This is a genomic window from Arthrobacter jiangjiafuii (genome assembly GCF_018622995.1).
Lineage (GTDB): Bacteria > Actinomycetota > Actinomycetes > Actinomycetales > Micrococcaceae > Arthrobacter_B > Arthrobacter_B jiangjiafuii.
The window spans coordinates 741,484-766,715 of the sequence record NZ_CP076022.1; the positions used below are offsets into that span (position 1 = coordinate 741,484).

A 25,232-nucleotide genomic window follows, 5' to 3' on the forward strand; every position below is an offset into this window, starting at 1 on the left:
ATGAAGGCCCTATCGACCGATTGGTTACGGTAGCGGCGTTCGACGCCGGGCAGGCAGGTACGTACACCGGCCTGAGTCTTAGTCTCGGGGGATCACCTTGTCTCAACGTATGTTTGGCGAAATACCCGGGAGCCCACCCGGTACCAGGTTTGTAAACAGGCGGGCGGCGTTTGACGCTGGTGTTCACCGGACGACCCAGGCAGGAATCGCGGGCACGTTCGAGGGAAGTGAATCAATTTGCCTTTCGGATGGGTACTCGGACGACGATATCCAGGGCGATTTGATCACGTATACAGGGTTTGGAGGCAGGGACCCTAAGACTGGTCGCCATGTTGCCGACCAGAAGCTGGTGCAGGGCAATGCCGGCTTGGTTCGGGATCACGAGCTGAGACTGCCTGTGCGGGTTCTTGCAAAGGAGTCTGTCCTGACGGGGAACAAGAAGGGCACCTCGTACATCTACCTGGGACTCTTTCTTGTTACCCAATGGAGTTGGGGTGAACGGGATGGGTTCAAGGTTCTTCAATTTCAGCTGCAGGCAGACCCCCTGGATAGCTACACACCTGCGGAGATCTCTAAGGCCTTGGTGAGAGGCGAAGACCTTCCTCCTCTACGTCGTACGTCGCTAACCAACCGCAGGGTGCGCAACGCTGCTGTTGCTGAAACCGTCAAAAGCCTTTACAAAAACACTTGTCAAATATGCAGAACACAGTTGAGGACCGCCGCCGGAACTTATGCAGAGGCGGCGCATGTTCGGCCGCTTGGAATCCCACACGACGGCCCTGACATCCTGGAAAATCTGCTCTGCCTCTGCCCAAACTGCCATAAGGCATTTGATGGCCATGCCGTAACAGTGGATGAGTCCGGCAAGGTATACGAATTTGAGCGGTACAAGTCCGACCTGCTTATCCACCAACAACATCACCTGGACATGGGCTATTTGGCCTACCACCGCGATATATCGAAAGGTAAGTCCAAGTAGGGCGAGGAGGCCCAGACATGGGCTGAGCGGTGCAAAGTCCAGCTTGGTAAGCGAGTGCACAGGTCGGGCCAAGCAGCTCTTCAACCCAAAGCGAAATACCGAGCCTTGGAATCGGTGATGACCAGCTTTCCTGTCGACAGGGAAGTAGCCGCATCAAGTCGCGTTCCCTGCAATAGACTGCGACAACGCAATCAACAAGGGGAGAATCCATGACGGCTTGGTTGGTCAGGGCAGGGAGTTCAGGCGAGCGTGAGCAGTGGGCCTTGGAGAATGGATACACCGGTGCTGGGTACGGTGATGTCGGTTCTTTGGTCGACTGCACCACCCGGGAGGCCGTCATGGACAAAGTGAGTGTGGGCATTCCGAACCGCTCCATCGGAGCGGTTCGCAATTTTTCGGCACAGCTTTGGGCGCTTAAGGCTCGGATGAAGACCGGCGATTTGGTGGTGATGCCGCTGAAAAGGACTTCGGAAATAGCCATCGGCACCATCGACAGCGAATACACATATCTGGACACTCCGGACCCTGAGCGGCGCCATATCCGCAGGGTCACATGGAGAATTACCGACCTCGCTCGCTCTCGGGTGAAGCAGGACCTGCTCTACTCCCTGGGTGCCTTCTCGACGGTGTGTCAGATCGAGCGCAACGACGCCGAACACCGGCTTCGGGCATGTATTTCGGACGGTGCGGATCCAGGAGCGCGAGTTGGCCTATCCACCCAAGCTGCGCCCACTCCTTCCACTCCCAAGGCGCAGCTGGACGCTGATGAACTCATGGAAGTCCCCGTGGATGTATCGCGCTATGCCGCCGATGCTATCGCCAGCAGGCTCATAGAAGCGTTCTCGGGCCACAAGATGGAGGGCCTGATCGCCGACATCCTCCGAAGTGCTGGCTATGTGTGCACCGAACACGGAGAAGGAACCGACGACGGCATCGACATCGTCGCCGGCAAGGGCATCCTCGGTCTGGAACCACCCCGACTTATCGTTCAGGTGAAGAGCCAGGCGTCGCCCGTCGATTCACCTACTGTCTCGCAGCTGCATGGATCATTAGCGATCCACGGTGCCGATCAAGGCCTGCTCGTGGCGTGGGGCGGCCTCACCCGACAAGCCCGGAAACTCTTAGAATCCCAACGCTTCGCGATCCGGGTTTGGGACGCAGATGAAGTGGTGGCGCAGTTGCAGGAGCACTATTCATCACTCCCGGCCCGGGTACGCCGTGAGCTCCCGCTCAAACAGATCTGGACGCTGGCCGACGAAGCCGGGTAAACCGGAGGACATGAGTAAAATCCTCAACCGGCAGTCGGACGGCACCTGGCACGAGCCGGAGGTTCCCGGCTATGCCGCGGAAGCGGAACTACAGCACATACTCGCCGAACACCCGGAGCTGATCCCGGGAGTCAGCACCGATGCCGTCACCTGCCGGGAGTTTCAATCGGCAGCCGGGCCGGCCGACGTTGTCGTGGTGGGTACCGACAGCGTCTATGCAAATGTGAAAGCCCGCGTGGGCCAGTAGCTAAACCACAGGTCACGGCCGGCTCGGACGTGACCGCCGCCTGTCCGTTATCTACACCTATTGGACGGTTGAAACAGAAACCATGCTGGAGCCGACGGGCCGCTACACGCATCCTGAATCTGGACGGGCGGCCGGAAATAAACTCACTTCCTTTGAGCCTACTTATTAGTGATGGCCATCCACGTAACCAGTCGGATGTCGTCCGGAGAAACTTGGGGGAGCGCTTCGGTTGGTTTAGGCGTCTTGAGTCGGAGCTCGTTGGCCTTATCCATTAGCGCGCGGACCGCCTCAGCCGGGGATCCCTGCCGATGAGATGCCAGAACCGATCGAATTTCGCGTTCTGTACGGGGGTTAGCCACCTGGTTGAGTCTCTCGACTAGTCTGTCCTGTTGATCCCCCAGAGCGCCTCCGTGGCGGCGAACATGATCGGCAGCAACGCGCATGACCCGTGGGACTGACGGCTCAAAGGAAGCGGGATCTGTGCGCTTCATCCATTCAGTGTGCATATCGGCCTGCGCTGCACTCCAGGCAGTATACAAATCGTCGCGGAGGCTCGGCGACGGATCAGCCGGCGACGTGTTTGGATCTCCTGGGTCAGCCTGCTCCAGACAGGTGAGCAGCTCCGAGATAATCTCCGCTTCACCATCCAACACTTCCAGCTTTCCATCCTGTAGCGGAACAAATCGGAATTCCGGGCGGGGATGATCAGCTACCTGAGCGCACAAAACGAATCCTGGTCGTCGTCCTGGTCGGACGATAACAGAACCGGATCCCCATGGAAGTCCCAAGACATCTTTAGCTGTTTCCTCGGATTTCCAGGCGTTCGCAAGGCGGCGCTGATACTCCTCGCTGGACGCGGCTGCGGAGCCGGTAGCGTCAAACAAAGCGGCGTCCTCTTGGCGGAGCCGCTCGATTTCCTGTCGGGTCTCTGAAATGACCCGCTCGGCTGCCTCGACGCCGGGCAGCACGCCGTCGCTGATGCCGAAAGCAGCAGCAGCTTGTTTGAGTTTGAGCTGGAGGCGCCCTTCCAGCTGAAGCAGTTCCTCGAGCTGATCGTCCGGGAAGAAGCACCGAAGGTTGATCTCCCTGTGCTGTGAGCCAATGCGATCGATACGCCCGTGACGTTGGACCAGGCGCATCGGGTTCCAAGGCAAGTCGTAGTTGATGATATGACCGGCTTGCTGCAGATTGACACCTTCGGAAAGCACATCAGTAGCGATCGCCAGATCGTACTTATCTTCGTCTTCGACAGTGCCGGCTGTACGGGGTGCGAATCCAACGATGGCGTCCTTACGCCCGTGCCGGTCACCTCCGGTGGCCACGACAATGCGCCCCGCGTAGTCGACGAGCCGTTTGTCACCGTGTGCCGCCAAGGCGGTGAGGGCCTCGTTAATGTAGTTCGCCGTGTCGGCGAAGTACGTGAACACCAAGACCTTTCGACGGTCCCTGGTATTTGCAACCCCGACCCCATCCCGCTTCGCGGAGGCAGCAATGAGTCCAATTTCGTCGGCCAGTCGGTCAATTTTCGGGTCATCTTTCCAACTCACTGCGGCGACCTCCGTAAGAAACTGTTGGAGTAACTCCTTGTCGGCTTGGACAGCTGCCCTCAGTGCAGGGACATTGTACCCGCTAGCGGCGTCGACGTTGCTCTCGAGAGTGTCGTCGTTCATGGCCTTTATGACAGTGTCAATGTCGTCAGAGTCGGAGGCCGCCCATGCTCGCAGAGCGTCTCCCGTGAGGACCCGTCCCTGGTCCAGTGCAGATAGAAAATGGTCCTGAGACGAGATCATCTTCATAATTGTTGCACCGAACGCCACAGCACTGGACTCAAATCGTTTGAGGAGCGCGGAACGCAATAAACCCGCGTTTTGAACCTCGTATTGTTCAATTTGTTTGTCCTTTCCGAGTAGGAACCTGGAAGGGACATATCGGGCCATGGTCAGCACCTTGCCGGGGTCCTTTAAGGTCACGCCGGTGGTGGTGAGATCCTCATCCTCTGAACGTGCGCCGAGGGCGTCTGCCAGTCTCTCAAAAAAGCCTGGCAGGACTCCGTCAAGGTGGTACTCCACTCGGTGAACACGGGATTGAGGGAAGGTTATCTGGACGCCGCCGACCTTTGCGTGTGGATACTGTGTTTTGATGAACCGGCGGGTCCGGCGTACGGCTATCGCATCGAGCAGCTCGAAAAGGTGTTTGCCGGAGAGCTCGTCCGGGTCCAAGGCCATCGCGGTTCCGATGTACTGACGGACGCTGGGCACCCCGATGTCTGCGAATGCTCCATCGGAGGGGTCGATGTAGGAGACCAAGGTTTGCAGGTCTTGAAGTGAGTTGTTGACGGGCGTAGCCGTCAACAGAATGAGCTTCTTGGGCACTGAGCCGGCAAGGAGCATACGGAATGCGTCTGCGCGGTGGGTGCTTGCATTGCGAAGGTTATGGGCTTCATCCACAACTACAAGCGCGTAGGAATCCAATGCCTGGACATGTGCGCCAGCCTTGCCTGCTCGGCCGTTCTGGATGTCGCCAGCGAGTTCTTCATAGGAGACCACGTCGGCGTTGATGTTTTTGTCCTTGAGGAACGGTCTCCACGTCGAATCCCGCAGCGTGGCCGGTGCGACAACAAGAACTTTTTGCCGGTGCTCGATAGCGGCCTCGCGGATCAGCTCACCGGCGACGAATGTCTTTCCCAGGCCGACTTCGTCAGCCACTATTACGCCGCCACGTTTGGCGAGGATCCGCTTTGCACGGTGAACGCCGTCGGCTTGGAAATCCGTCAGACCAAGCTCATTATCGAACTCCGTATCCGCCTCGAAGGTGTCCCCGTAAAGCTCATAGAGCATCCGTAGGAACACCGTCCATGGCTGGTGCAGCTCGGTACGTGCCGCGTAGAGTCCTGCCAGATCATAGGGGACAGCCTCTTCCCACTGCTCATCGAACCATTCCTGGGTGCGCTCGACGGGAGATGGCTGATACACGCCGAGGTTCAGTTCGCGATTCCGGGCCATCCCGGAAAAGGTCAGATTTGAAGATCCTGCCAAGACGCTGGCCCCGCCGTCTTTGACGATGAACGCCTTGCCATGCAGGAAGTGCTTTTCCAGCCGGCGGACCTGGACATCGTGACTCTTCAGCCACACAAGCAGACGTTGGACAGCTGCATCTCCTTCCCTTGTGATTCCTACCAGGTCCCTGTCTTCTGTGAGCGCTTTGGCGTGCTCCTCTAACGCTTCACGTAGCCGGGGGTTTCCACGGCGCGCTCCTAATACACTCAGGGGCGTAATGGTGGACCGCACGTCGTAGTCCATCGGTTCGGCGCCCAGCAGTAGGCGGACCGGTCCCGCGGCTTCCAAAGCCTCAGCTATAAGCGTGAATCCTCCGACGTTGAAGTACGCCGTAGCGATGTCCACTCGCGTCGGTTCCACGCGTCCCTCGGATCCGTTCGCGATCATTTTGATGACTGCATCAGCAACGCGCTCAGTGGCGGCACCTGTCCTGTTGGTTGCAAACTCGGGGCGGGTGACGGACATAGGAAAACTCATGCTTGGCTCCAGCGGTCGAAGTGGGTCAGAACACCGGCCAGGCGTGGGCGATAATCCCATCCCCGGTGGAAGGTCTCGAAAATGTGAATCAGGCTCGCGCGGCTCAGCCCATACAGACTCGCTACGGCAGCGTCGAGTTCATGGATGAGATCGGTCTTTGTGGTCTCATGCGTAACGGATCCCACCGGAACGCCGACTGCAGCGGCCCAAGAAGCGTATCGCTCATCCACCGCTGCCAGCTTGGCGGCAATCTCAACCACGCGGAGACGCCGTGGGTCATTCCGTTCCGGGCGTGGAATGGGAAGGGCATTGACAATGTGAAGGTTCATCCCGATTTCTACGTACCGCCTGGTGTACCAGTCGAGGGGGATCGATGAGAGGACTCCCAGTAAGTACGCTTCGTCAGTCGGGTCTCCCGAGCGTCGCAAGAGATACGGCGCCTTGTTCGTTAACACGACATTCCCTGGAACTAGGGCGGCTATTGCGGTACGGGAATCAGTGGACCGCGCTATATCTCGGAACGCAATCCTCGGGTGATAACAGGGGAGCGTATCGATGTCGCCGACGATCTTGGGGTCGAGACCGAGGAAACCTGACGACCGTAGACGTGCCTGGCGCTTACGCTTCTCAAATAGGGCACGGGTCACGATGTCAGGATCGGCGAATGTATACGGGTCGCCGGCGTCGGGGTTCCAAAGGTTGAATGTCGCTCCGGTGAATACAGGCCAGCGTCCCGGCGCTGCCTCTCCGGCATCGAAAGTGGGCCGGTCACTCGTTGCATGGAACTCAGCCACCGGTTTAAAGAGCCATTGCTCGCCGGAGTCCAGCCTCGGGTGGAACCGCAGTGCCCGGAAGGCCTCAATAGCGGCAGTGTCCGGCAGGAGAGGGAACGATGCCCCGCTGGTCCATTCCGCCAAGCCGGAGGCTGGCAGGCTACCGAGTACTTGCCTACCGGCCATGAAGTCCCGCAGGGAATGGAAGGGGCCGGCCAGTCGCACCTCGCCTTCGGGACTTGCCGTTTTCTTGACGGTCAGAAGCGTCACGGAATATCGCCCGTCCACTTCGTCGAAAACCCATTTGCCGGTATTGGTCAATGTTACGACCGAATCGAAGGTTCCCTGCGCCAAGACCGTAGAACGCCACCGGGCCGAACCTGCCGCATTCAGGACTGACCGGGGGAAAACGACGCCGAAACGGCCGCCCTCCCGCAGCAACTGCCAGAACCGCCAGGAAAACGCTTTGTACAAGTCCACGTCACCGGTTCCCAGACCGGGGTACGGGCCGGCAAGCAGTGTCTGGCGGTACATCCTGGCAGCTTCCTCCTCCTCCTGATGGAGGGCAACCAAGTCGGGCCGGTCGGCGCGGTACTGCTTGATGGCTTTCTTTTGGGCTGCCGGGGACATGCCCATGACTCCGGGGAAGAACCGCTGCCAGAACTTTGGTTCTTCCACCATGACTTCGTCCCATGGGGGATTGCCGAGGATGACATGGAACCCGGCAGGGTTGCCGTTCCGGCTGATGAAGACCTCAGGGAAGGCGAAAGCTAGGTGTACACATCCCAGTCTTTCGACCTTTTGGCGAACGTCATCCCGCCTGCCGGATTGGAGTATCAAGTCGGTGTCCAGGACCCCATCGAGGTTGATCAGTCCGAGTCTGTGGGCGACGGCGGCATCAAGGATGGCCTTTGCAGGCTCTGAGTCCTTCAGCGCTTCTGCGTAGGCCTCTTCCACGCCTTTGGCTTCCGATGCCGAGGCTTCTGCCGTCAGACCAACCCGGCGCAGCGTTTCGGCAGATTCCTCCAGGATCTGTTCGAGCCGGTCGGCCAGTAGGGACCGCATGCCCATACGGTTGGGCTCAAGCACATCAAACGCCTCGTCGAGAGTTCCAATGCCGGTCAGCGAATCTCCTTGCACCAATCCATGATCGAGGGAAGACATAGGCAGCCCGGGGACAAAGGTATGAATCCACAGGGCCAGCCGGGCTAGATCAACGGCAATACCGTTCAAATCGATGCCGTAGATACAGCGCTTGGCTACCTGGCGCCGCACCAGCGTCATTTGATCAATTTCGGGAAGATCCCCGGCGCCCGTGTCAGCCAGTTTGGCCAATGCCGTCGCCCGGAGCTGGTCCAATTCCCGCGCAACACCGGGCAGCGGATGTTCTGCAAGGAATGCCGAAAAGCTGGATGCAATATGGTCGACCGCGCCGACCAGGAAATGCCCGGATCCCATGGAGATGTCCGCTACTCGGAAATCCCAGAAAATGTCGTGCGCAGATACCTCATCGCCGGCGGCTATTAACCCTGCAACGCGGCCGAGGTGTTCCTCAACAGCAGGGTCCAGGGCAGTCTCGAGCAGGTGTTCCACAGCGAACTGTTTGGTGAAGTAGCTGCCAGTGGTTTTACGCATGCCGGAAGCATTGTGGAAGTACACCTCTCCGGCATGGATGACCACGTCATGGGTCGCGGCTGCGGGCACGTAAACGCCATCGGCGTTCACAGCTAGGTCCACGGGAGCAACGGACAGCGACGATTCGAGCAGACCCTCATAGATGGTCCCGAACTCGCGCACGCTCAAGGTCTGGAAATCCACCGGGCCCATGGTGCTGTCTCTCCCGGTATCCACCAACAGCTTGACGAGTGCAGGGCCGATCTCCGAATTCGTGAGGCGCAACGCGTCGATGGTTGTCCCCGTCGTTTCCGCCGGGTCGAACAAAGAACCCCCGTAGGCGGGGATTCCCCACTCTGTATGGCCGGAGAAGATGCCTCGCCAAATGCCGAGAAGGTTGTCCCAAAGGTCGGTGGCTTGCGGATCGAAACTCAGATGCTCGTTGTTTTGCAGGTTTTTAGCGTAGGAACGGGCGCGTTCCTTAAGAGAGACATGCGTATAGCGCTCGTTGGTTTTATAGGGCAGAAGTCCCCGATCTTCGGCATATGCAACGAACAGAAGCCGGAAGAGGATGATCAACGTAGCGCGATAGGCGCTCCGGAGTTCGGTCTCTGTGGCTGCTCCGAACCGAGCCGCTACTGCTGTGGCAAGATCCGGAACGACGTCCACATAGATGCGCTCCCGCAACCGCTCGCCCAGGCCGGCGGCATGGTCCTGGGAAGCCGCAAGAATTGTATCTGCGGTTCCCTGCGCACAAAGAGCTTCCGGCGTTATTAGGAGGGCAGCGTATGCCAGATGCTCGTCGTCGATGATTGCAAGGTCGATCTCCGTATATGTGTCACTACCTTTGCGGGAAATACCAACATCGGGATCGGCTGTGTACAGACGGATACGGGTTCCCTGCACAGCTAGAACCCACCTGATTTTGGTGTTCCGTGCCAGGGATATGCCGTGCTGGACAGGAGATGTCTCTCCGAACCTACTCGAAGGGCGATCGAAAAGTTCGCTCCCTTCCAGAAGGACAGCGACAGCATCCTCTCGCCCGTTTTTTCCAAGGATGAGATCGGCCCCTCTTCGAGAGACATCCCAACCCAAAGCACGGACAAGGTCCTCACCGGAATGCCAGCGGAAGGCCTGTGAGCGTTCCTTCGCCATTGTCCAGTCTGATCTGTGCGGAACATTCGCAAGCAGCTCGTGCGTGGCGAACAGGCCGGTATTGACCAAGCCTAAGATTTCATCGTCATCATGCGAAGCGAACAACGGAGCGATTAGCTGTTCCGCCAAGGCTGTGGTGGGGGCCTCAAGGCCCTGTTCCACGATCCGCTCGACGAGGGACAACGGCATATCCGTTGCGAGCTGGGCGGTGTCCCGCAGACCCACGATCGCCGCTCTGGGCGAGGCATCTTGTCCCAGGTACCCTACAACCAACAGGACACCAGTGGGTCGGCGATTCCAGCGCTTTTCCCACATGGCCCGGAGGTCTGCTGCCAATGGGCGATGGGTAGCCACTGCATAGACTACGTCGAGCCGAACCCCGTCGAGGGCCTGATAAAACGCACGCGCGTGTACGTAGTCAGGCGCTCCGGACTGGGACCACATGCGGCCATTGAAATCGCTAAGAAATGATTCCAATTTTGACTCGTGAGACATCGGTGTGCTCCTGCTGATCTGGTGTTGAAGCGTTCTGCCGGTATGGTCGCTAGCCGCGAAAAGCCAAGCCTGGATGGATGGGAGGAACGCTTGTTGAATAAATGTATGGCCCGGTCGCATATCGAGGTGACGGAGCGGCGCCATAAAGGGTGTTGCCAGTATCCGAGGCGGCAGGAGAAGGGAATTGCATTCACAGTTTCCCTTATCCGTTCGCTGGCTGAAACCAAGCCCAGACTTGGCAGTGCCATAGGCGGGGGAACTACCACGTTAGCTTCCCCCGCCTAAGCAACCTATTCTGTGACGGTTATGCTTTTGAACTCGAGCGCAGCAGGGCCATCTCGAAGGCGTTCTCGGCCTGAATATAGGCGCCGGGCTCCTTGCCTACCTTTTGAGGATCCCAGCTAGAGAGCGTAATCACCGTCTTGAAGGTTGCCATGATGGCGGGGAGGTTTTGTTTTACGAATTCGCGCGGGTCAACCTTCCACTTAATCTGTCCGTCATCGGTACGCTCCATCAATGAACGAAGGCCGTATACAACCGGAATCAGAAAGCCATCGGGGATCCGGGTGTCCAGGTCCCGGCCCATGAATTTGGTCTTGAGGTTGTCGCCCTTATTGACACTCTGTACCGCCTTGATACGCCCAAAAATTCCATCGTTGGTGTTGTAGGCCTTGGCATAGTTTTCTGAAATAAGGTCATAGACATCCAGAACGGCTGGAACCAAGCCCAGGGCGCTTTTTACTTCTTTGGAGACCAGTTTGGCCTTGTAATCAGTCCCATTGTTTTCACTGACGGCAGGCGAGCTCATGAGGCGTTCAAATCGAACGATGCAGTCTCCCTTACTCCGGTAGATGTTCTGCGGGACGGGCGGCTCGACGACGCGACCATCGTCAGCGTTTGGCATCGGTGAGACGAGTGACAGCGGAATCCAAGCCAGGGCGACTACGTCTGCCACCTTGATCTTGCCGCCGTCGTTGGTCTTCCACTCAATCGAGGAATTCAGTGAGTCGGGCAGCTGGCTCTTGAGGTACTCATAGTGCCCGCTCTGGTTTGATTTGGTTTCAGAGCGGAGCTGTGCGTTGTTATTTCGCGCGGCACAGATGTCAAGGAGCGAATTGTTGAACTTGGCCACTTCCTCCGGGCTGTCCGGATCGTTCGGCAGGAGGACCTCAACCGGAACGACGGCGTCCCAGGTTGCCTTATCCTCTTCTGAGGATTTCCGAAGTGTCTCCACAGAGGACCGGTTCGCATGCCAGATGGCTTTGAAATCAGTCCAATTTTTCGGCTTGTTGGACCGCTTTAGCACCCCCGCCTGATCCAAGATGTGGAGACCGAAAGCGAGCATATTATGGCCTCCGTCGAGGATGCCTTCCACACCTACGTCTTGGAAAGACAGCCGGTAGCGGTGTCGCTGCAGCCTCTCGAACTTTGAGGCGCCTAGGAGCACGCCTTTGGTTTTGAACGGCAGTACTTCCGGGGTGGATTCTATCGATTCACGTATGGCCGCTGTAATGGGCCCTACACGCGATGACCTTGGATTGGCTTCAAGGTCGATCGAATCAATTGTGGCGATGAGGCTGCTAATCTTGGCGAGTCCGATAACGCGGAGGATGCCCTGATAGGACTGCTCGTACGCGTCTTCAAACTTGATGATCGTAGATGTATCGGCCGAGAGGGTTTCGATAGGCATAAAAAAACTCCTTACGTAGGTAAGGAGAAGACGGTCTGGGTAAGAACATGCACATAATATCTGTACTTCCAGAAGCCTTCTCAGGATTCTATTTCCAGCTGCTCATCCGAGCTGCTTTTAGAAACGGTGCCACAAGGCCGTTCTGATGTCAAGCGATGCCGCTAGCCCAACAGGGGAGCCAAAGGGTGGGCAAGCGGGTGGTCGGCACCGTTGCGGCCAAGATGCGTAGTCGGGTTTCACCAAGATGGCCTATGAAGTTCCTTTTCCCATTCGGGAGCGGAGATGGCAGGAGTGGGAGCTTTCGGAATCGGAACCGCTTTAGGGGCTGCCAGTCACCCGTTTGGCGGCCACCGCTGGTTGCTAGGACGTGGAGCATGCCCGGAAGACAGGGTCTTCATGTGTTAGATGCCTGCCGGGATGCCCACCGTGCGTGCCACCCGGCCGGAGCTGTTGGCTGAGATTCTGGCTCCTTTGACGCCAGCGCTGATCCCCATGCTCTTAGGAATGACCCTCATCTTGATGCCGGGTGCGACCTTGAATGATTTGCGTACCCCTGAATCCCATCTGGCGTCCCCGACTATGTCGTTGGACCGCCAAGCAAGCCAATTTCTAGTATTGGTACCTGTGGAATCAGGATTCGGACCCTGCCACACCTTCTGCAAGGATGGTAGTAAGGCTACTGATAAAGGAGATCCCATGCAGAACGAAATGCAGGAACATCCCGCTGACGAGAACGCCCCGTCCACCGGACGGACCAGCCCGCTGATGAACGTTCCGGCGGCAGACATCGTTGACGCCGGAGCGTCAGCAGCTGAGCCGCGGGACGTGGACCCGGCAGAGGTCGCGATTCTGGCCGAAGCCGAAGATCCGGGTACCAGCGGCCTGCGGCTGCAGGAACTGGCCACCGATGAGCCGAAAGCCCGCCCGGCCGTGGCAGCCAATCCGGTCGCCGGACCCGAACTGCTCAAATGGCTCGGTGCGCTCGACGACCCGGCCGTGAACGCAGCGCTCCGGCGCCGCGAGCAGGCCCAGCAGGCAGAGCGCGGGCACTAATTTCTAAACTGGTGGAGGGACGGATAAACAATCCGCCCCTCCACAGCTTTGTCACACCACCCGCACCGATGAAGTCCCGCCGACATCAGCCCCGGCCGCAAAGATTCAGCCCGCACACAAGGAGAACCACATGTTTCCCGCACCCAACGCCGCCAAATACGGGGTGTACTCGGAGGTCGGCAAACTGCGCAAGGTCCTGGTCTGCGCGCCTGGCCTGGCCCACGAACGACTCACCCCCACCAACCGCGAAGACCTGCTCTTCGACGACGTGATGTGGGTCGAAAACGCCCAGCGCGACCACGCCGACTTCGTCAACAAGATGACAGACCGCGGCGTGGACGTGGTGGAACTGCACGACCTGCTGGGCCAGACCATGGATCTGCCCGAGGCGCGGACCTGGCTGCTGGACCGCAAAATCATCGCCAACCGCGTCGGGCTGGGACTGGTCTCCGGCACCCGGGCGTTCCTGGATGCGCTGACCGGAGCGGAACTGGCGCGGATCCTGATCGGCGGGCTCACGACGTCGGACCTTCCCGCCGACTATCGCACCGGCTACGTCGGCCTGGTCCGGGAATCACTGGGCCGGCCCGAATACCTGCTGCCGCCGCTGCCCAACACCCTCTACACCCGGGACACCACCTGCTGGATCAACGGGGGACTGACGCTGAACCCGCTGTACTGGCCGGCACGCCGGGACGAGACCCTGCTGATGCAGGCGATCTACCGGTTCCATCCGGACTACGCGGGCTCCAAGATCTGGTGGGGCGACGCGGAGCAGGACTGGGGTCAGGCCTCGCTGGAGGGCGGCGACGTCATGCCGGTGGGCAACGGCACGGTACTGGTCGGCATGAGCGAACGCACCTCCCGACAGGCCATCACCCAGCTCGCGCAGGCGCTGTTCAAGGCCGAAGCCGCCGAGCGGATCGTCGTCGCGGGCATGCCCAAGCTGCGCGCCGCCATGCATCTGGATACCGTGTTCACCTTCGCCGACCGTGACCTGGCCACGATCCATCCGGCCATCGTGGACGGCATCCACGCCTTTACCATCCATCCCTCGGACAAGAGTCCCGGCCTGGTGGTGCGGGACGAGCAGGACCGCCGCTTTGTCGACGTCGTCGCCGACTCCCTGGGCTACAAGGAGCTGCGCCTGGTGGAGACCGCGGGGGACTACTCGGCCTCCGAACGGCAGCAGTGGGACAGTGCGAACAACGCCGTCGCGCTGGAACCGGGCGCGGTGCTCACCTATGACCGCAACACCCAGACCAATGCGGCGCTGCGCAATGCCGGCGTCGAGGTGATCCCCATTGTGGGCGCCGAGCTCGGCCGCGGCCGCGGCGGCGGGCACTGCATGACCTGCCCGATCATCCGGGATGGGATCGACTAACGACGACGTCGTGCCGGGCCCCTTCGGCCACCGCCTCGAGGCGGTGGCCGCTGATTCGGACCCCGCCGTCTCCTTCTGAGAAGATGATGGTGAGCTGCTGACGGAGGATCCCCCGCAGGAAGCGATCCCCCCTCCTGTTATCTAACCGGCGTTGCCTCAGCGGCCGCCACCCCCGATTGGAAAGAACTATGTCTAATCCGCCTGCTTCAGGGGAGAAGGCCCCAGCGGCCAAACTCTCCCTGCTGACCCTCACCACTGTGGTGGTCGGGTCCATGGTCGGGGCCGGGGTGTTTTCCCTGCCCCAGCGCTTCGCCGAGGAAACCGGGGTGTCGGGTGCGCTGGTCGCCTGGCTGATTGCGGGTTCCGGCATGCTGATGCTGGCCTTCGTCTTCCAGCGGCTGTCCATGCGCAAGCCAGACCTCGATGCGGGGATTTTCTCCTACGCCAAGGCCGGCTTCGGAAATTACGTGGGGTTCTTCTCCGCAGCGGGTTACTGGGCCAGTGCCTGCGTTGGAAACGTCACCTACTGGGTGCTCACCATGTCCACGCTGGGAGCCCTGTTTCCGCAGCTGGGCGCAGGGGACACCCTCCTCGCCGTCGTGCTGTCCTCGGCCGGGCTGTGGGGATTCTTCTTCCTGATCAGGCGCGGCATCAAAGAAGCCACGGCCATTAACCGGATAGTCACGATCGCCAAGGTTGTTCCCATCCTGGTCTTCGTGCTGTTTGCCGTCTTCCTGTTCGACCCCGCCGTTTTCGCGGGAAACCTTACCGGGGCGGACTACACGGGGCCGCTGTTCGAGCAGGTCAGCAACACGATGCTGGTGACGGTCTTCGTTTTCCTCGGTGTTGAAGGTGCCAGTGTGTATTCGCGCCACGCGCGACGGCGGGAGGATGTTGGCCGGGCCACCGTCCTCGGATTTCTAAGCGTCTTTGCCATCTTTGCCTCGGTCACGATCGTTTCCTACGGCGTCCTGCCGATGGAACAGCTCGCCGAGCTGCGCCAACCATCAATGGCGGGCGTCCTGGAATCGGGAGTGGGGACCTGGGGACTGGTGTTCGTCAGCGCAGGCCTGATCATTTCGGTGATGGGGGCCTATCTGGCCTGGAGCCTGATGGCAGCGGAGGTCCTGTACGTGGCCGCGAGGGAGAAGGACATGCCACGGTTCCTGTCCCGGGTCAGCGATGACGATGTCCCGGTCAACGCCCTGCTGCTGAGCACCCTGCTCAGCCAGCTGGTCATGGTCATCACCTACTTCTCCGAGGACGCCTTCGACTTCGCGCTGGACATGACCGCGGTCCTGACGTTGTTCTCCCTCCTCTTCGCGGCCCTCTACGGCCTCAAGCTCGGCTGGAGCGGGGAAACGTATGAAGGAGCCCCGAGCCGCATCCGGCGGGGCGACCTGACCATTGCCGTCATTGCCGTCATTTATTCAGTGTTCCTGGTCTATGCCGCCGGGCTGCCTCTGGTGCTGCTTTCGATGATCTTCTACGCCCCCGCCACCGTCCTGTTCGTGATCGCGCGCCGTGAACAAGGGCAGCGCGTTTTCCGGGGAGGGGAGCTGGTTCTTTTCCTCATTACGTTGGCGGGAGCCGTTGCAGGCGTGCTCGCCCTGACCCGGGGCTGGATAGAGCTCTGAGCAGAGGGCATGCCGCGTCCTGCGGTATGCACCCGGAGGCGGGCAAGCTGCGCAAGGTTCTGGTCTGCGCCCCGGGTCTGACCCACGAACGGCTCACGCCGACCAACCGTGAAGACCTGCTGTTCGACGACGTCATTTGGGTGGCTCGCCCAGCGCGACCACGCGGACTTCGTCGCCAGATGACCAGCCGCGGCGTCGACGTCGTCGAACTCCACGATCTGCTCGGTCTGCCCCGAGTATCTGCCCGGACTGTGCCCTCTTGGTGTCTTTACGTATCCCGTCTTGGCTGCTTCCCCTCGCCACCCGGCCCGCCTCTCATACTTCCCGAAAGCATTCTCGGGCTCGAAGCAGCGATCGGCGGCACTTAATCGTGATGAACCCTAGAAGTAACGGGGGAAAACTACTCCCAATGGCATCGAAAGTTCGAGAACTGGGCGGGAAACCCACGAGCCCTTCAACGAGAGATGCTGGCACCCGGGTGCAGGGTGCCGAAGGTAACGATGCGGTGGAAAGCAGAGCCGATAACTTTATGCAGTAGGATCACTTTCGCTGCGCAGAAGCGGCAGGCTTGTGAACATAATTGGGGGAATCAGATGAGCAAAAAATACAACGTGCCACCGAATTGGCCCGCTGCACCAGAGGGATGGACGCCGCCACCGAATTGGAAGCCGGATCCGAACTGGGGTCCTGCTCCGGACAACTGGGACTTCTGGACCAATGACGAGGGTGCCTCAGAGGGATACGGGTATGCGGAAAACGTGTCGGGAGATAAACCCGCTTCCACGAAAAGCTGGTTCGCGCGGCACAAGGTTCTGACTACCATTGGAGCTCTCATTCTGGTGAGCGTATTCGTAAATGCGGTCTCCGACGATGGGGAGAGTTCCGACGCTAGTGCTGAGACGGTAACCACTGAATCAGCAAAGCCCAGTCCGATTCCTGAAACGGCAGCACCCACACCGTCGGCAGAACCCACCACACCGGAAGCAACGCAGCCCCCAGCCCCCGTAGTGGAGCCCGAACTTGGATATGGCAGCTACCCTGCCGACGAGCAAGCCTTTATAGACGCGTTCGAACAGGGAAAGACTCGCTACAACGAAGCGGAGACGGAACTCCAGCGGTCCGTTGCTTTGACGGAACGGGACACGCAAATGTGCGGCGCATCCGGGAACGGATCGATGGTGAACTGGACTGGAAAGATCGTCGAAATTGGTGCCAATAATGATGGCCTAGCACACGTCAAAATCGAACTCGCGAATGGGGTCAAAGTCCAGACGTGGAATAACGCCCTATCAGACATATCGGATAATACGCTGATTCCTCAAAGTGCTCCATTCTTTGGGACGCTGAGTTCAATGGGTGAGGATACCTTGGTCACCTTTACCGCCGAATCGGTCGCCTCCGATACCTCCTGCCTGACAACAACAAACCTGACTCAGGCGTTCTCCGCCGTCGATCCCAATTTCCTCGTCCGCTTTTCCGATGTGCGCCCCCAGTAGATCCCTACAGGCAGCTTCTCCCGCGAAAGAAAGGTCCTAGGAAATCCAGTGGTTGGGTGCAGGCCTTCTGGGACGGCGCCCAACCGATGGAGCAAAAAATCGTGGGATCGGCGGAACAGGAGGGCAGCCCGGGGGAGCTAGGTAGAATCGGCTGATGCCCGAAACCGAACAGATCGCCACGACCACCACCAGCGCCTCGTCCGCAGCCACCCGGGTGGCGCGCATCGTCACCGAAACCTCCGCCCCGGCCGTCCTCGTGGGAATCCTCCTGCTGCTGCAGCCGCTACTCAGCCCGGGCGTGACCTGGCTGCAGGGCATCGTGGCGGCACTGTTCACGGTGGGGCTGCCCTTCGCCGGAATCCTGTGGCTGAAGCGGCGCGGCAGGGTGACGGACCACCACGTGGGCGTGCGGACCCAGCGGGCACCGATCCTGGCCGCGTCCGCCGTGTCTCTGGGCATCGGCGCGCTGATCCTGGTCCTGCTGGACGCCCCGGCTGAGCTGTTCGGTGAGATCGGCGGCGTCTTCATCGGCATGATGCTGTGCCTGGCAGCGAACCTGGTGTGGAAGCTCTCGGTGCATTCCGCCGTCGCCGCCTACGTGGGGCTGGCCCTGCTGGCGCCGATCCCGGCGGTCGGCGCGGCGCTGGCCCTGCTGCTGGCCTCAGCCACGGGATGGTCCCGGGTGAAGCTCGGCGACCACACACCCACCCAGGTCCTGGCCGGACATCTGGCCGGCTGCCTGGCCTTCGCCGCCGCAATGTTGCTGCCGTGACGGAGATGGCTCGACCAGAATTGGCCCCGCCGGATACCCAGCCCCGCACGCAGCTGCCGGTCTTGGGCTGGGTATCCCGGCTGCTGCCGCCGGCCCTGGTGCTGGCGGCCCTGGTGGTGGCCGCGGGGATCACCGGGGGACTGGGATCGGTGGGCGTGCCACTGCTGCTGGCAGGCATCGTCGGCGTTCCCGGGCTGATCTACAAGGGAACCAAGCCGCTGTTCCGGCGCCGGGGGATCCACGACCGCTGGCGGGTCGGGATCGTGGCGGCCCTGATGCTTATCGGCACGGCCGCCTGCTTCCTGCTGGCACTGCCGTCGCCGGTTCCCCAGACCGTGGCAGCGCTCCTGATCGGCAATGTCGGCCTGGTGTTTTTCCGGCGCTGGCTCAACGTCTCAGCCCACGTCTCGGTGATGACGTTCGCCGTTCTGTGGGTGCCGGCCATCTTCGGGACAGCTTGGGCGTGGCTGCTGATCTTGGCGCCGCTGATGATCCTGAGCCGGGTCTCCCTCCGCGAACACAGCTGGGCGGAGGCAGTGTCCGGCGCCCTGCTCGGCGTCGCCACGTTCGGCTGCTTCCTCGCACTGCTGACGCAGCGCTAAGACTGACGACGGCGCCGCGCGGGCTCCCGCCGTCGTCGTACGTTTACGGCGAGATCGAACGCACGAGATCGACCACTATGTGGCCCGCACCGAAGGCGGCGCCGGCCTGATCATCACGGGCGCCTGTGCCATCGCGTTCCCGCACGGCGTGGCCTCCATGAAGGAACCGGGCCTGTCCGATGACAAGTACATTCCGGGCCTGAAGGTGCTGGCCGACGCCATCCACGCTGCGAACGGCTACATCCTCAGCGTCTTCCTGACCCGGCGCGACAACAAGCGCAGCGACGACTACGGCGGCCCTCTGGCCGGCCGCGCCCCGGCTGGGGGCGACGGCGTGAAAACGAGCGGGCCGGATGTCTGTCTCAACGGTCCGCTTTGAACTGGGGGGTTTGGTGTACCGTCTATCCTGCGACCCAGAAATGGGCGTGTTGGACCGGGGATGGGGGACCCTGAATGAACTTTGACGACAGCGCGGCCGATCAGCTCATAGCTGCGTGCGATGAGGCAGCCGAAACGCTGCGTGAGCAGCGCGGAGCACGAGCATCGGTTACGGGAGCTGCACAGACCATCCTGATCGGCGCTCTGGAGGGTCTGGCCCGCCAGGTTCGGTTCGCGAGGAAGGCCTCGTGGCCGCCGGCGCCGATTACCTGCGGGACCGGATTCCCGCGATGATCCGAGCGCGACGTGCTGCAGGAGTTGTGGTGCTGCTGCTGGGCCTCGTAGGGTGCGCCGGCGCTTCGTCCGAGGCGTCTGCGGCCAACGAGCTGACGTGGCAGGAAGCCAAAGCCCGCACGCAGGCTACGGAACTGGAAATCGCCAATTCGCTTCCCCAAGGCAAAGTGGCCGACGTTGATCACATGGCGACGGGTGTTCTGCTTGCTTGTGGCGGTTCTTCAGTTACCTGGAATGGAGCGGCCACTGTCACTTTGACTGCGGGGGCGGAGCCGGAGCCTCTTGTTCGGGCGCTGGAAGCGAAGTACCGGGACAGCAGGTTCGAAATCAAGGTTCGCGACCCTGCGCCGGCGGGACACTACGAATTCCAGCTGCGCTCTCCTGACAGCGCTGAAATCTACATCATCAAACGAGGGGTGGAACCCAGCACAATTCGTATTGCCTCTGGTTCTGAATGCTTCTCATGGCCTGAGGATGAGTCAATAGATAGAGATTTCTAGAATGGGCGTGCTTTGCGAGATATCAAGATGATCCGAGCACGAGGTGCTGCAGGAGTTATGGTGCTGTTGCTGGCCCTCGTCGGATGCGCCAGCGCTTCGCCCGAGGCGTCCGCGGCCAACGAACTGACGTGGCAGGACGCGAAGGCCCGGACACAGGCGATGGAAATGGAAATCGCTGATTCGATTCCCCAGGACAAAGTGACCAAGGTTGATCAATTGCCAACCGGCATGCTGATCGATTGTGACGGGTCTTCAGTTAACTGGGCCGGGGCGGCCACTGTCACTTTGGCTGCCGGGACGGAGCCGGAGCCTCTCGTCCGGGAGCTGGAGGCGAAGTACCGGGACAACAGGTTCGACATCAAGGTGCGTGACCCCGCTCCTGCAGGACACTACGAGGTTCAGCTGCGCTCTCCTGACAGCGCCGAAATCTACATCATCAAACGAGGGGTGGAACCCAGCACGATTCGTATCGCGTCCGGTTCCGAATGCTTCCCCTGGCCTGAGGACGAATCCATTCGTGGGGATTTCTAGAATGGGCGTGCTTAGGGGTAGCGAGGTGCTTCGTGCACGAAGTGCTGCAGGAGTTTTGGTGCTGCTGCTGGGCCTCGTAGGGTGCGCCGGCGCTTCCTCCGAGCCGTCCGCAGCCAGCAATCCGAGCTGGCAGGAAGCCAAGGCCCGAACCCAGGCCATGGAACTGGAAATTGCTAATTTATTTCCCCAGAACAAAGTGGCCAAGGTTGATCAGGGGGCGACCGGTCTTCTCTTCAATTGCAGCGACTCTTCAGTTAATTGGAAAGGCGCGACCACGGTTACCCTAAATGCTGGCACGGAGCCCGAGCCTCTCGTCCGGGAGGTGGAGGCGAAGTACCAGGACAGCAGGTTCGACATCGAAACCCGGACTGCACCGGCGGGACACTATGAAGTCGGGCTGGTCTCTCCGGACACCGCCGAAATCTACCTCATTGCAGCGGGATGGGACCCATACACGATTCGTATCGCGTCCGGCTCTGAATGCTTCCCCTGGCCTGAGGGCGAGTATATGGGTGGCGATTTCTAAATCGCCGCTCTTCGAGAGGCAGCGGTGTCGCAGGTCCTGCGGCCGCAGGCACTCTCCGATGCCCTCTGAGCTTGGCCACCTTTGGCTGCTTCCTCGCCACAGTGGCGCAGCGCTAAGACGACCGACGACGGCGTGCGGGCTGCCGCCGTCGTCGTACGTTTACGCTGTAAACAATAGCGGTAAACTACCACCGTGACTACCAAAACCTTCCCCCACCTGATGGCTCCGGGACGCATGGGTCCCATGGAGACGCACAACCGCATTGTGCTGCCCGCGATGGACATGAACGTCTCCGAGCACGGCGAGATCGAGCAGACCGAGATCGACCACTATGTGGCCCGCGCCGAAGGCGGCGCCGGCCTGATCATCACCGGAGCCTGCGCCATCGCGTTCCCGCACGGCGCAGCCTCCATGAAGGAACCGGGCCTGTCCGATGACAAGTACATTCCGGGCCTGAAGGCGCTGGCCGACGCCGTCCACGCCGCCGGCAGCAAGCTCTGCATCCAGTCCACACACCACGGCAAGGTAGCCCGCGTGGACGTCGCCAATGACCGGCCGGTGCTCGCCCCGAACCAGCCGGACTACACGTACGACATGTCAGCACTGGCCGACAGCACCCGCGAAGAGCTCGGCAAGATGGGCGCCGCCACCGCCGGCAAGAAGACCGCCTACCGCGACATGACGGACGAGGACATCGCCTGGCTGATCCGCACCTGGGCCGATGCCGCCGAACGCATCGCCAAGGCCGGCGCCGACGCGATCGAGATCCACGCCGCGCACGGCTACATCCTCGGCGTCTTCCTTAACCAGCGCGACAACAAGCGCACCGACGAATACGGCGGCTCCCTGGCCAACCGCGCCCGCCTGGCCTGCGAAGTCGTCAAGGCCGTGAAGGACCGGGTGGGGGACCGCCTGGCCATCCTGGTCCGCGTCGCCGGCGAGGAATACGGGCAGGAGGGCGGCCTGACGCTGCCCGAAGCCATCGAAGCGTCGCAGCTGTTCGAAGCCGCCGGCGCCGACGCCATCCACGTCACCGGCTGGGGCCGGAACCCGTTCGACAACTTCACCGACGGCCCGCTGCCCAACAAGGTGGGCGCCTACCTGAAGAACGCCGCCGAGATCAAGAAGCACGTCGATGTGCCGGTGATCGCCGTCGGCCGGATGCTGCCGGAAATCTCCGAAAAGGCGCTGGCCGCCGGGCAGATCGACTTCGCCGCCATGGGACGCCAGCTGCTGGCCGATCCGGACCTGCCGAACAAGCTGCGCGACGGCAAGTTCGACCAGGTCCGCCCCTGCATCAACTGCTACTTGTGCGTCGCCGAGAACTTCTTCGACGACACCCCCTTCTGCGCGGTCAACCCCGCGCTAGGCAACGAAGCCCTGCTGCCGCTGAAGCCCGCCTCCGCGACCAAGCACGTGGTCGTCGTCGGCGCCGGCCCCGCCGGGCTGGAAAGCGCCCGCGTGCTCACCGAACGCGGCCACCGGGTCACCGTGGTGGACAAGTCCGACCGCCTCGGCGGCACCATGTGGTTCTCCACCATGACCACCCCGGACAATGAGCGGCTGCTGAAGTGGTTCAAGGCCGAGATCAAGCGCCTGAACATCGCGGTCAAGCTGAACACCAAGGCCACGGTGGAATCCATCCGCGCCCTGCGCCCGGACCAGGTCATTGTCGCCACCGGCGCCGTGCGCCCCAAGCCGGACTTCCCGGGCGGGGACCTGCCCAACGTGCAGACCGGCGACACGCTGCGCGCCATGATGCTCGGCACGGCCACTGCCGAGGAGGCCGGCGCGGTGCTGAGCACCCTGGGCAAGCTCGGCCGGCTCTCCGGCGTCACCAAGAGCCCGGAGTTTGTCCGCCAGTTCACCAAGTTCTGGCTGCCGATGGGCAAGAACGTGGTGGTGATCGGCGGGTCGCTGGTGGGCTTGGAGCTCGCCGAATTCCTCGCCGAACGCGGCCGCAACGTGACGCTGCTGCACGAAAAGCAGCAGCTCGGCCTGCCGCTGGCCATGCCGCGCCGCTGGACCGCGGTCAAGGACGCCACCGAACACGGCGTGAAGATCCACCGCAACGTCAAGATCACCCGCATCACCGAGAAGACCGTCGAATGGATCGAGGACGGGCAGAGCTTCTCCGCACCGGCGGCCATGGTGGTCTACGCGGACGGCACGACGTCGGCCGCGCCCCTGGCCGATGAGCTGCGGGAGGCGGGCATCGCCGTCGACGTGATTGGCGACGCCGGCGCGGTCAACTACATCCACGGCGCCATCCACTCCTCCTGGAAGGTGACCACGGAGGTCTAAGGCAGGCACCTTTGCGGGGCGGGCAGCACGGTTTAAGCGGACCGGGCTGGCCGCCCCTTTTTTTGCGCCGCCAGCCGCGATTTTGCGGAGTTCATCCAGCCGGGAAGGATGAACAGGAAAATACATTTTGGGGGATGCTATATGTCCAGACGAAACCGCAAGGTCGATCCGGTGACAACGCTGCTGTGCGGGGTCATTGTGCTGGTTTTCGGAATTTACTTCGGAATCAGCAACGTATCGGAAGCCAAGGAGGACCAAAGGATCATGGCCGAGGGCGTCCGGACTGTAGGAACGATCACCGATGTTCAGACCAAGAAGGGCAGGAGCACCAGAAGCGGCGTCAGCGGAGGAGGGCGGAAGGTGATGGACGTTTCCTATTTCGATAAGTACGGCGGAAACCATTCCCTGAGCTACCGGGAAACCTACCGGGAGAAAAAGGAAGGCTCGCAGGAGGCCGTAGAGAAAAAGCTTGTGGGAACGGAAGTCAACGTCCGTTATGACCGCTCAGACCCCGGCAAGGCAGTAGTCGAGGGGGACGAGACATCAGTGACGGGGGCATACGTCTGGGGCATCGGGGTGGGGCTTTTCGGCCTCGTCTTCGTCGCTGTTGGAGTCTGGGAGTTGAAGAAGCGGAGAGCTTCGTTAAAAGCCGGGGACGCCGCGGGCGGCAGCCCGACGCCGGCCGCGGGCTAGCTGCCGTAACGATCGGTCAAGACCTGCGGAATGACGGACCCGCCGTCCTAGACTGGGCCTCACGCCGAGCCAGAAAGCAGCCATGAAACGCCGTCTTCCGCAGTACTCAGAACTCCGCGACCTCGTCCAGTTCAAGGCCTTGGACCTGGACCGCCGCCGGGCGAGGCTGGCGAAGGCCACCAACGTGTGGGAACTGCGGGACATCGCCAAGCGGCGGATTCCGACGGCAGCGTTCGACTACGTGGACGGCGGATCCTTCGGCGAGCAGACGCTGCACCGGAACCGGGCCGCGTTCAACGACGTCGAATTCGTTCCGCGCGTGCTGCGCGACGTCACCACCGTGGACCTGAGCACTAAGATCGCCGGCACCCCGGCGGCGATGCCGGTGGGGATCGGCCCTACCGGCCTGACCCGGCTGATGCACGCCGAAGGGGAAATCGCCGGAGCCCAGGCCGCCGCGGTGTTCGGGATTCCGTTCGCGCTCTCCACCATGGGCACGGCTTCCATCGAGGAGCTCGCCGCGGAAGCGCCCGACGCCGCCAAATGGTTCCAGCTCTACCTCTGGAAGGACCGGGGCAGGTCGCGGGAACTGGTGCGCCGGGCGGCCGCCGCCGGCTACGGCGCGCTGATCGTCACCGTGGACACCCCGGTGGCCGGCGCCCGGCTGCGCGACACCCGTAACGGGATGACCATGCCGCCCACCCTGACCCCCAGGACCATCCTGGATGCCTCCTACCGGCCCGAATGGTGGTTCAACTTCCTGACCACCAAGCCGCTGGGCTTCGCGAACTTCGAGGGGGAGCGGGTGTCCCTGGCCGAGACCGTGAACACCATGTTCGAGCCCTCGCTGAACATGGAGGACCTGGGCTGGCTGCGCGAGACCTGGCCCGGGAAGCTCATCGTCAAGGGCATCCAGACCCCGGCCGACGCCGTCGAGGTCTTCGCCCGCGGCGCGGACGCCATTGTGGTCTCCAACCACGGCGGCCGGCAGCTGGACCGGGCGCCGGTGCCGCTGCGGATCCTGCCCGCGATCCGCGCCGCCGTCGGGCCCGACGCCGAAATCATCCTGGACTCGGGGATCATGTCCGGCGGAGACATCGTGGCCGCGATTGCCGCCGGCGCCGACTTCACCCTGATCGGCCGGGCCTACCTGTACGGGCTGATGGCCGGCGGGCGGCAGGGCGCCGAGCGCACCCTGGAGCTGCTGCGCACCGAGATGACCACGGTGATGCAGCTGCTCGGCGTCACCAGCCTGGCCGAGCTGACGCCGGAGCACGTCCGGAGCGTCTGATCGCTTGGACAGCCGCC

Annotated in this window: 20 protein-coding genes; 16 read left to right on the top strand and 4 right to left on the bottom strand. The window is 61.5% G+C overall.

The features are described 5' to 3' along the window. Nucleotides 1–109: 109 nt before the first annotated feature. The 3 genes from KKR91_RS03620 (at nucleotide 110) to KKR91_RS03630 (ending at nucleotide 2,494) form a co-directional block, all read left to right on the top strand. A complete protein-coding gene (locus KKR91_RS03620) occupies nucleotides 110–979 on the top strand; it encodes a YDG/SRA domain-containing protein (protein ID WP_210229953.1) in 870 nt (289 codons plus the stop codon). A gap of 209 nt (nucleotides 980–1,188) precedes the next feature. Then, complete coding sequence (locus KKR91_RS03625) at nucleotides 1,189–2,247, top strand: restriction endonuclease (RefSeq protein ID WP_210229955.1); 1,059 nt, start codon at nucleotides 1,189–1,191, stop codon at nucleotides 2,245–2,247. A 10-nt stretch (nucleotides 2,248–2,257) separates the two neighbouring features. Then, the gene (locus tag KKR91_RS03630) at nucleotides 2,258–2,494 is read left to right on the top strand and encodes a hypothetical protein (protein WP_210229957.1); all 237 of its coding nucleotides are present in this window, start codon (nucleotides 2,258–2,260) and stop codon (nucleotides 2,492–2,494) included. 158 nt (nucleotides 2,495–2,652) lie between these two features. Here the strand turns inward: KKR91_RS03630 and KKR91_RS03635 are convergent, their stop codons facing one another. The 4 genes from KKR91_RS03635 to KKR91_RS17180 all read right to left on the bottom strand — a co-directional run bounded on the left by KKR91_RS03635 (nucleotide 2,653) and on the right by KKR91_RS17180 (nucleotide 12,542). After that, entirely contained in the window at nucleotides 2,653–6,027 is a 3,375-nt protein-coding gene (locus tag KKR91_RS03635) for an SNF2-related protein (protein WP_210229959.1), read from the bottom strand. Next, complete coding sequence (locus KKR91_RS03640) at nucleotides 6,024–10,064, bottom strand: Eco57I restriction-modification methylase domain-containing protein (RefSeq protein ID WP_215057264.1); 4,041 nt, start codon at nucleotides 10,062–10,064, stop codon at nucleotides 6,024–6,026. The genes KKR91_RS03635 and KKR91_RS03640 overlap by 4 nt, the downstream gene beginning before the upstream one ends. Nucleotides 10,065–10,368: 304 nt before the next feature. Next, on the bottom strand, nucleotides 10,369–11,754 hold the full coding sequence (locus KKR91_RS03645; protein ID WP_210229963.1) for a hypothetical protein: 1,386 nt from the start codon (nucleotides 11,752–11,754) through the stop codon (nucleotides 10,369–10,371). A gap of 401 nt (nucleotides 11,755–12,155) precedes the next feature. After that, nucleotides 12,156–12,542 (bottom strand): DUF4236 domain-containing protein, encoded by a 387-nt coding sequence (locus tag KKR91_RS17180; protein WP_420481418.1) that lies wholly within the window; start codon nucleotides 12,540–12,542, stop codon nucleotides 12,156–12,158. Between KKR91_RS17180 and KKR91_RS03655 the strand changes: the two genes are divergently transcribed. The 13 genes from KKR91_RS03655 to KKR91_RS03715 all read left to right on the top strand — a co-directional run bounded on the left by KKR91_RS03655 (nucleotide 12,451) and on the right by KKR91_RS03715 (nucleotide 25,215). After that, complete coding sequence (locus tag KKR91_RS03655; RefSeq protein ID WP_210229966.1) at nucleotides 12,451–12,807, top strand: variant leucine-rich repeat-containing protein; 357 nt, start codon at nucleotides 12,451–12,453, stop codon at nucleotides 12,805–12,807. The genes KKR91_RS17180 and KKR91_RS03655 overlap by 92 nt on opposite strands. 130 nt (nucleotides 12,808–12,937) lie before the next feature. Beyond that, nucleotides 12,938–14,191, top strand: a complete 1,254-nt coding sequence (locus tag KKR91_RS03660; protein WP_210229968.1) for an arginine deiminase — start codon at nucleotides 12,938–12,940, stop codon at nucleotides 14,189–14,191. Between the two features lie 188 nt (nucleotides 14,192–14,379). Continuing rightward, nucleotides 14,380–15,828 carry a basic amino acid/polyamine antiporter gene (locus KKR91_RS03665; RefSeq protein ID WP_210229970.1) on the top strand — a complete coding sequence of 483 codons (1,449 nt, stop codon included), beginning with the start codon at nucleotides 14,380–14,382 and terminating at the stop codon, nucleotides 15,826–15,828. Nucleotides 15,829–16,421: 593 nt separating this feature from the next. Beyond that, nucleotides 16,422–17,324: a hypothetical protein gene (locus KKR91_RS03670; RefSeq protein ID WP_210229972.1), complete on the top strand. Its 903-nt coding sequence runs from the start codon at nucleotides 16,422–16,424 to the stop codon at nucleotides 17,322–17,324. A 154-nt stretch (nucleotides 17,325–17,478) separates the two neighbouring features. Then, nucleotides 17,479–18,096 carry a phosphatase PAP2 family protein gene (locus KKR91_RS03675; RefSeq protein WP_210229974.1) on the top strand — a complete coding sequence of 206 codons (618 nt, stop codon included), beginning with the start codon at nucleotides 17,479–17,481 and terminating at the stop codon, nucleotides 18,094–18,096. A 5-nt stretch (nucleotides 18,097–18,101) separates the two neighbouring features. Then, nucleotides 18,102–18,698 (top strand): hypothetical protein, encoded by a 597-nt coding sequence (locus KKR91_RS03680; RefSeq protein ID WP_210229976.1) that lies wholly within the window; start codon nucleotides 18,102–18,104, stop codon nucleotides 18,696–18,698. A gap of 67 nt (nucleotides 18,699–18,765) precedes the next feature. Further along, nucleotides 18,766–19,077 (top strand): beta/alpha barrel domain-containing protein, encoded by a 312-nt coding sequence (locus KKR91_RS03685; RefSeq protein ID WP_273544950.1) that lies wholly within the window; start codon nucleotides 18,766–18,768, stop codon nucleotides 19,075–19,077. 247 nt (nucleotides 19,078–19,324) lie between these two features. Beyond that, complete coding sequence (locus KKR91_RS03690; protein WP_210229978.1) at nucleotides 19,325–19,870, top strand: hypothetical protein; 546 nt, start codon at nucleotides 19,325–19,327, stop codon at nucleotides 19,868–19,870. 57 nt (nucleotides 19,871–19,927) lie between these two features. Further along, a complete protein-coding gene (locus KKR91_RS03695; protein ID WP_210229979.1) occupies nucleotides 19,928–20,401 on the top strand; it encodes a hypothetical protein in 474 nt (157 codons plus the stop codon). A 58-nt stretch (nucleotides 20,402–20,459) separates the two neighbouring features. Continuing rightward, the gene (locus tag KKR91_RS03700) at nucleotides 20,460–20,927 is read left to right on the top strand and encodes a hypothetical protein (RefSeq protein ID WP_215057266.1); all 468 of its coding nucleotides are present in this window, start codon (nucleotides 20,460–20,462) and stop codon (nucleotides 20,925–20,927) included. A 192-nt stretch (nucleotides 20,928–21,119) separates the two neighbouring features. Beyond that, complete coding sequence (locus KKR91_RS03705; protein ID WP_210229981.1) at nucleotides 21,120–23,231, top strand: NAD(P)/FAD-dependent oxidoreductase; 2,112 nt, start codon at nucleotides 21,120–21,122, stop codon at nucleotides 23,229–23,231. Between the two features lie 141 nt (nucleotides 23,232–23,372). Beyond that, the gene (locus KKR91_RS03710) at nucleotides 23,373–23,924 is read left to right on the top strand and encodes a DUF3592 domain-containing protein (RefSeq protein ID WP_215057268.1); all 552 of its coding nucleotides are present in this window, start codon (nucleotides 23,373–23,375) and stop codon (nucleotides 23,922–23,924) included. Nucleotides 23,925–24,006: 82 nt separating this feature from the next. Further along, on the top strand, nucleotides 24,007–25,215 hold the full coding sequence (locus KKR91_RS03715; RefSeq protein ID WP_210229985.1) for an alpha-hydroxy acid oxidase: 1,209 nt from the start codon (nucleotides 24,007–24,009) through the stop codon (nucleotides 25,213–25,215). Nucleotides 25,216–25,232 lie beyond the last annotated feature (17 nt).

Coding starts and splice junctions, on each gene's coding strand:
- KKR91_RS03715 (WP_210229985.1), top strand. CDS start 24,007: ATGAAACGCCGTCTTCCGCAGTACTCAGAACTCCGCGACCTCGTCCAG.
- KKR91_RS03665 (WP_210229970.1), top strand. CDS start 14,380: ATGTCTAATCCGCCTGCTTCAGGGGAGAAGGCCCCAGCGGCCAAACTC.
- KKR91_RS03680 (WP_210229976.1), top strand. CDS start 18,102: ATGGCTCGACCAGAATTGGCCCCGCCGGATACCCAGCCCCGCACGCAG.
- KKR91_RS03695 (WP_210229979.1), top strand. CDS start 19,928: ATGGTGCTGTTGCTGGCCCTCGTCGGATGCGCCAGCGCTTCGCCCGAG.
- KKR91_RS03670 (WP_210229972.1), top strand. CDS start 16,422: ATGAGCAAAAAATACAACGTGCCACCGAATTGGCCCGCTGCACCAGAG.
- KKR91_RS03635 (WP_210229959.1), bottom strand. CDS start 6,027: ATGAGTTTTCCTATGTCCGTCACCCGCCCCGAGTTTGCAACCAACAGG.
- KKR91_RS03675 (WP_210229974.1), top strand. CDS start 17,479: ATGCCCGAAACCGAACAGATCGCCACGACCACCACCAGCGCCTCGTCC.
- KKR91_RS03640 (WP_215057264.1), bottom strand. CDS start 10,064: ATGTCTCACGAGTCAAAATTGGAATCATTTCTTAGCGATTTCAATGGC.
- KKR91_RS03660 (WP_210229968.1), top strand. CDS start 12,938: ATGTTTCCCGCACCCAACGCCGCCAAATACGGGGTGTACTCGGAGGTC.
- KKR91_RS03645 (WP_210229963.1), bottom strand. CDS start 11,754: ATGCCTATCGAAACCCTCTCGGCCGATACATCTACGATCATCAAGTTT.
- KKR91_RS17180 (WP_420481418.1), bottom strand. CDS start 12,542: ATGTCTGCCGCCGGAACGTTCATCAGCGGGCTGGTCCGTCCGGTGGAC.
- KKR91_RS03620 (WP_210229953.1), top strand. CDS start 110: ATGTTTGGCGAAATACCCGGGAGCCCACCCGGTACCAGGTTTGTAAAC.
- KKR91_RS03655 (WP_210229966.1), top strand. CDS start 12,451: ATGCAGAACGAAATGCAGGAACATCCCGCTGACGAGAACGCCCCGTCC.
- KKR91_RS03630 (WP_210229957.1), top strand. CDS start 2,258: ATGAGTAAAATCCTCAACCGGCAGTCGGACGGCACCTGGCACGAGCCG.
- KKR91_RS03625 (WP_210229955.1), top strand. CDS start 1,189: ATGACGGCTTGGTTGGTCAGGGCAGGGAGTTCAGGCGAGCGTGAGCAG.
- KKR91_RS03710 (WP_215057268.1), top strand. CDS start 23,373: ATGTCCAGACGAAACCGCAAGGTCGATCCGGTGACAACGCTGCTGTGC.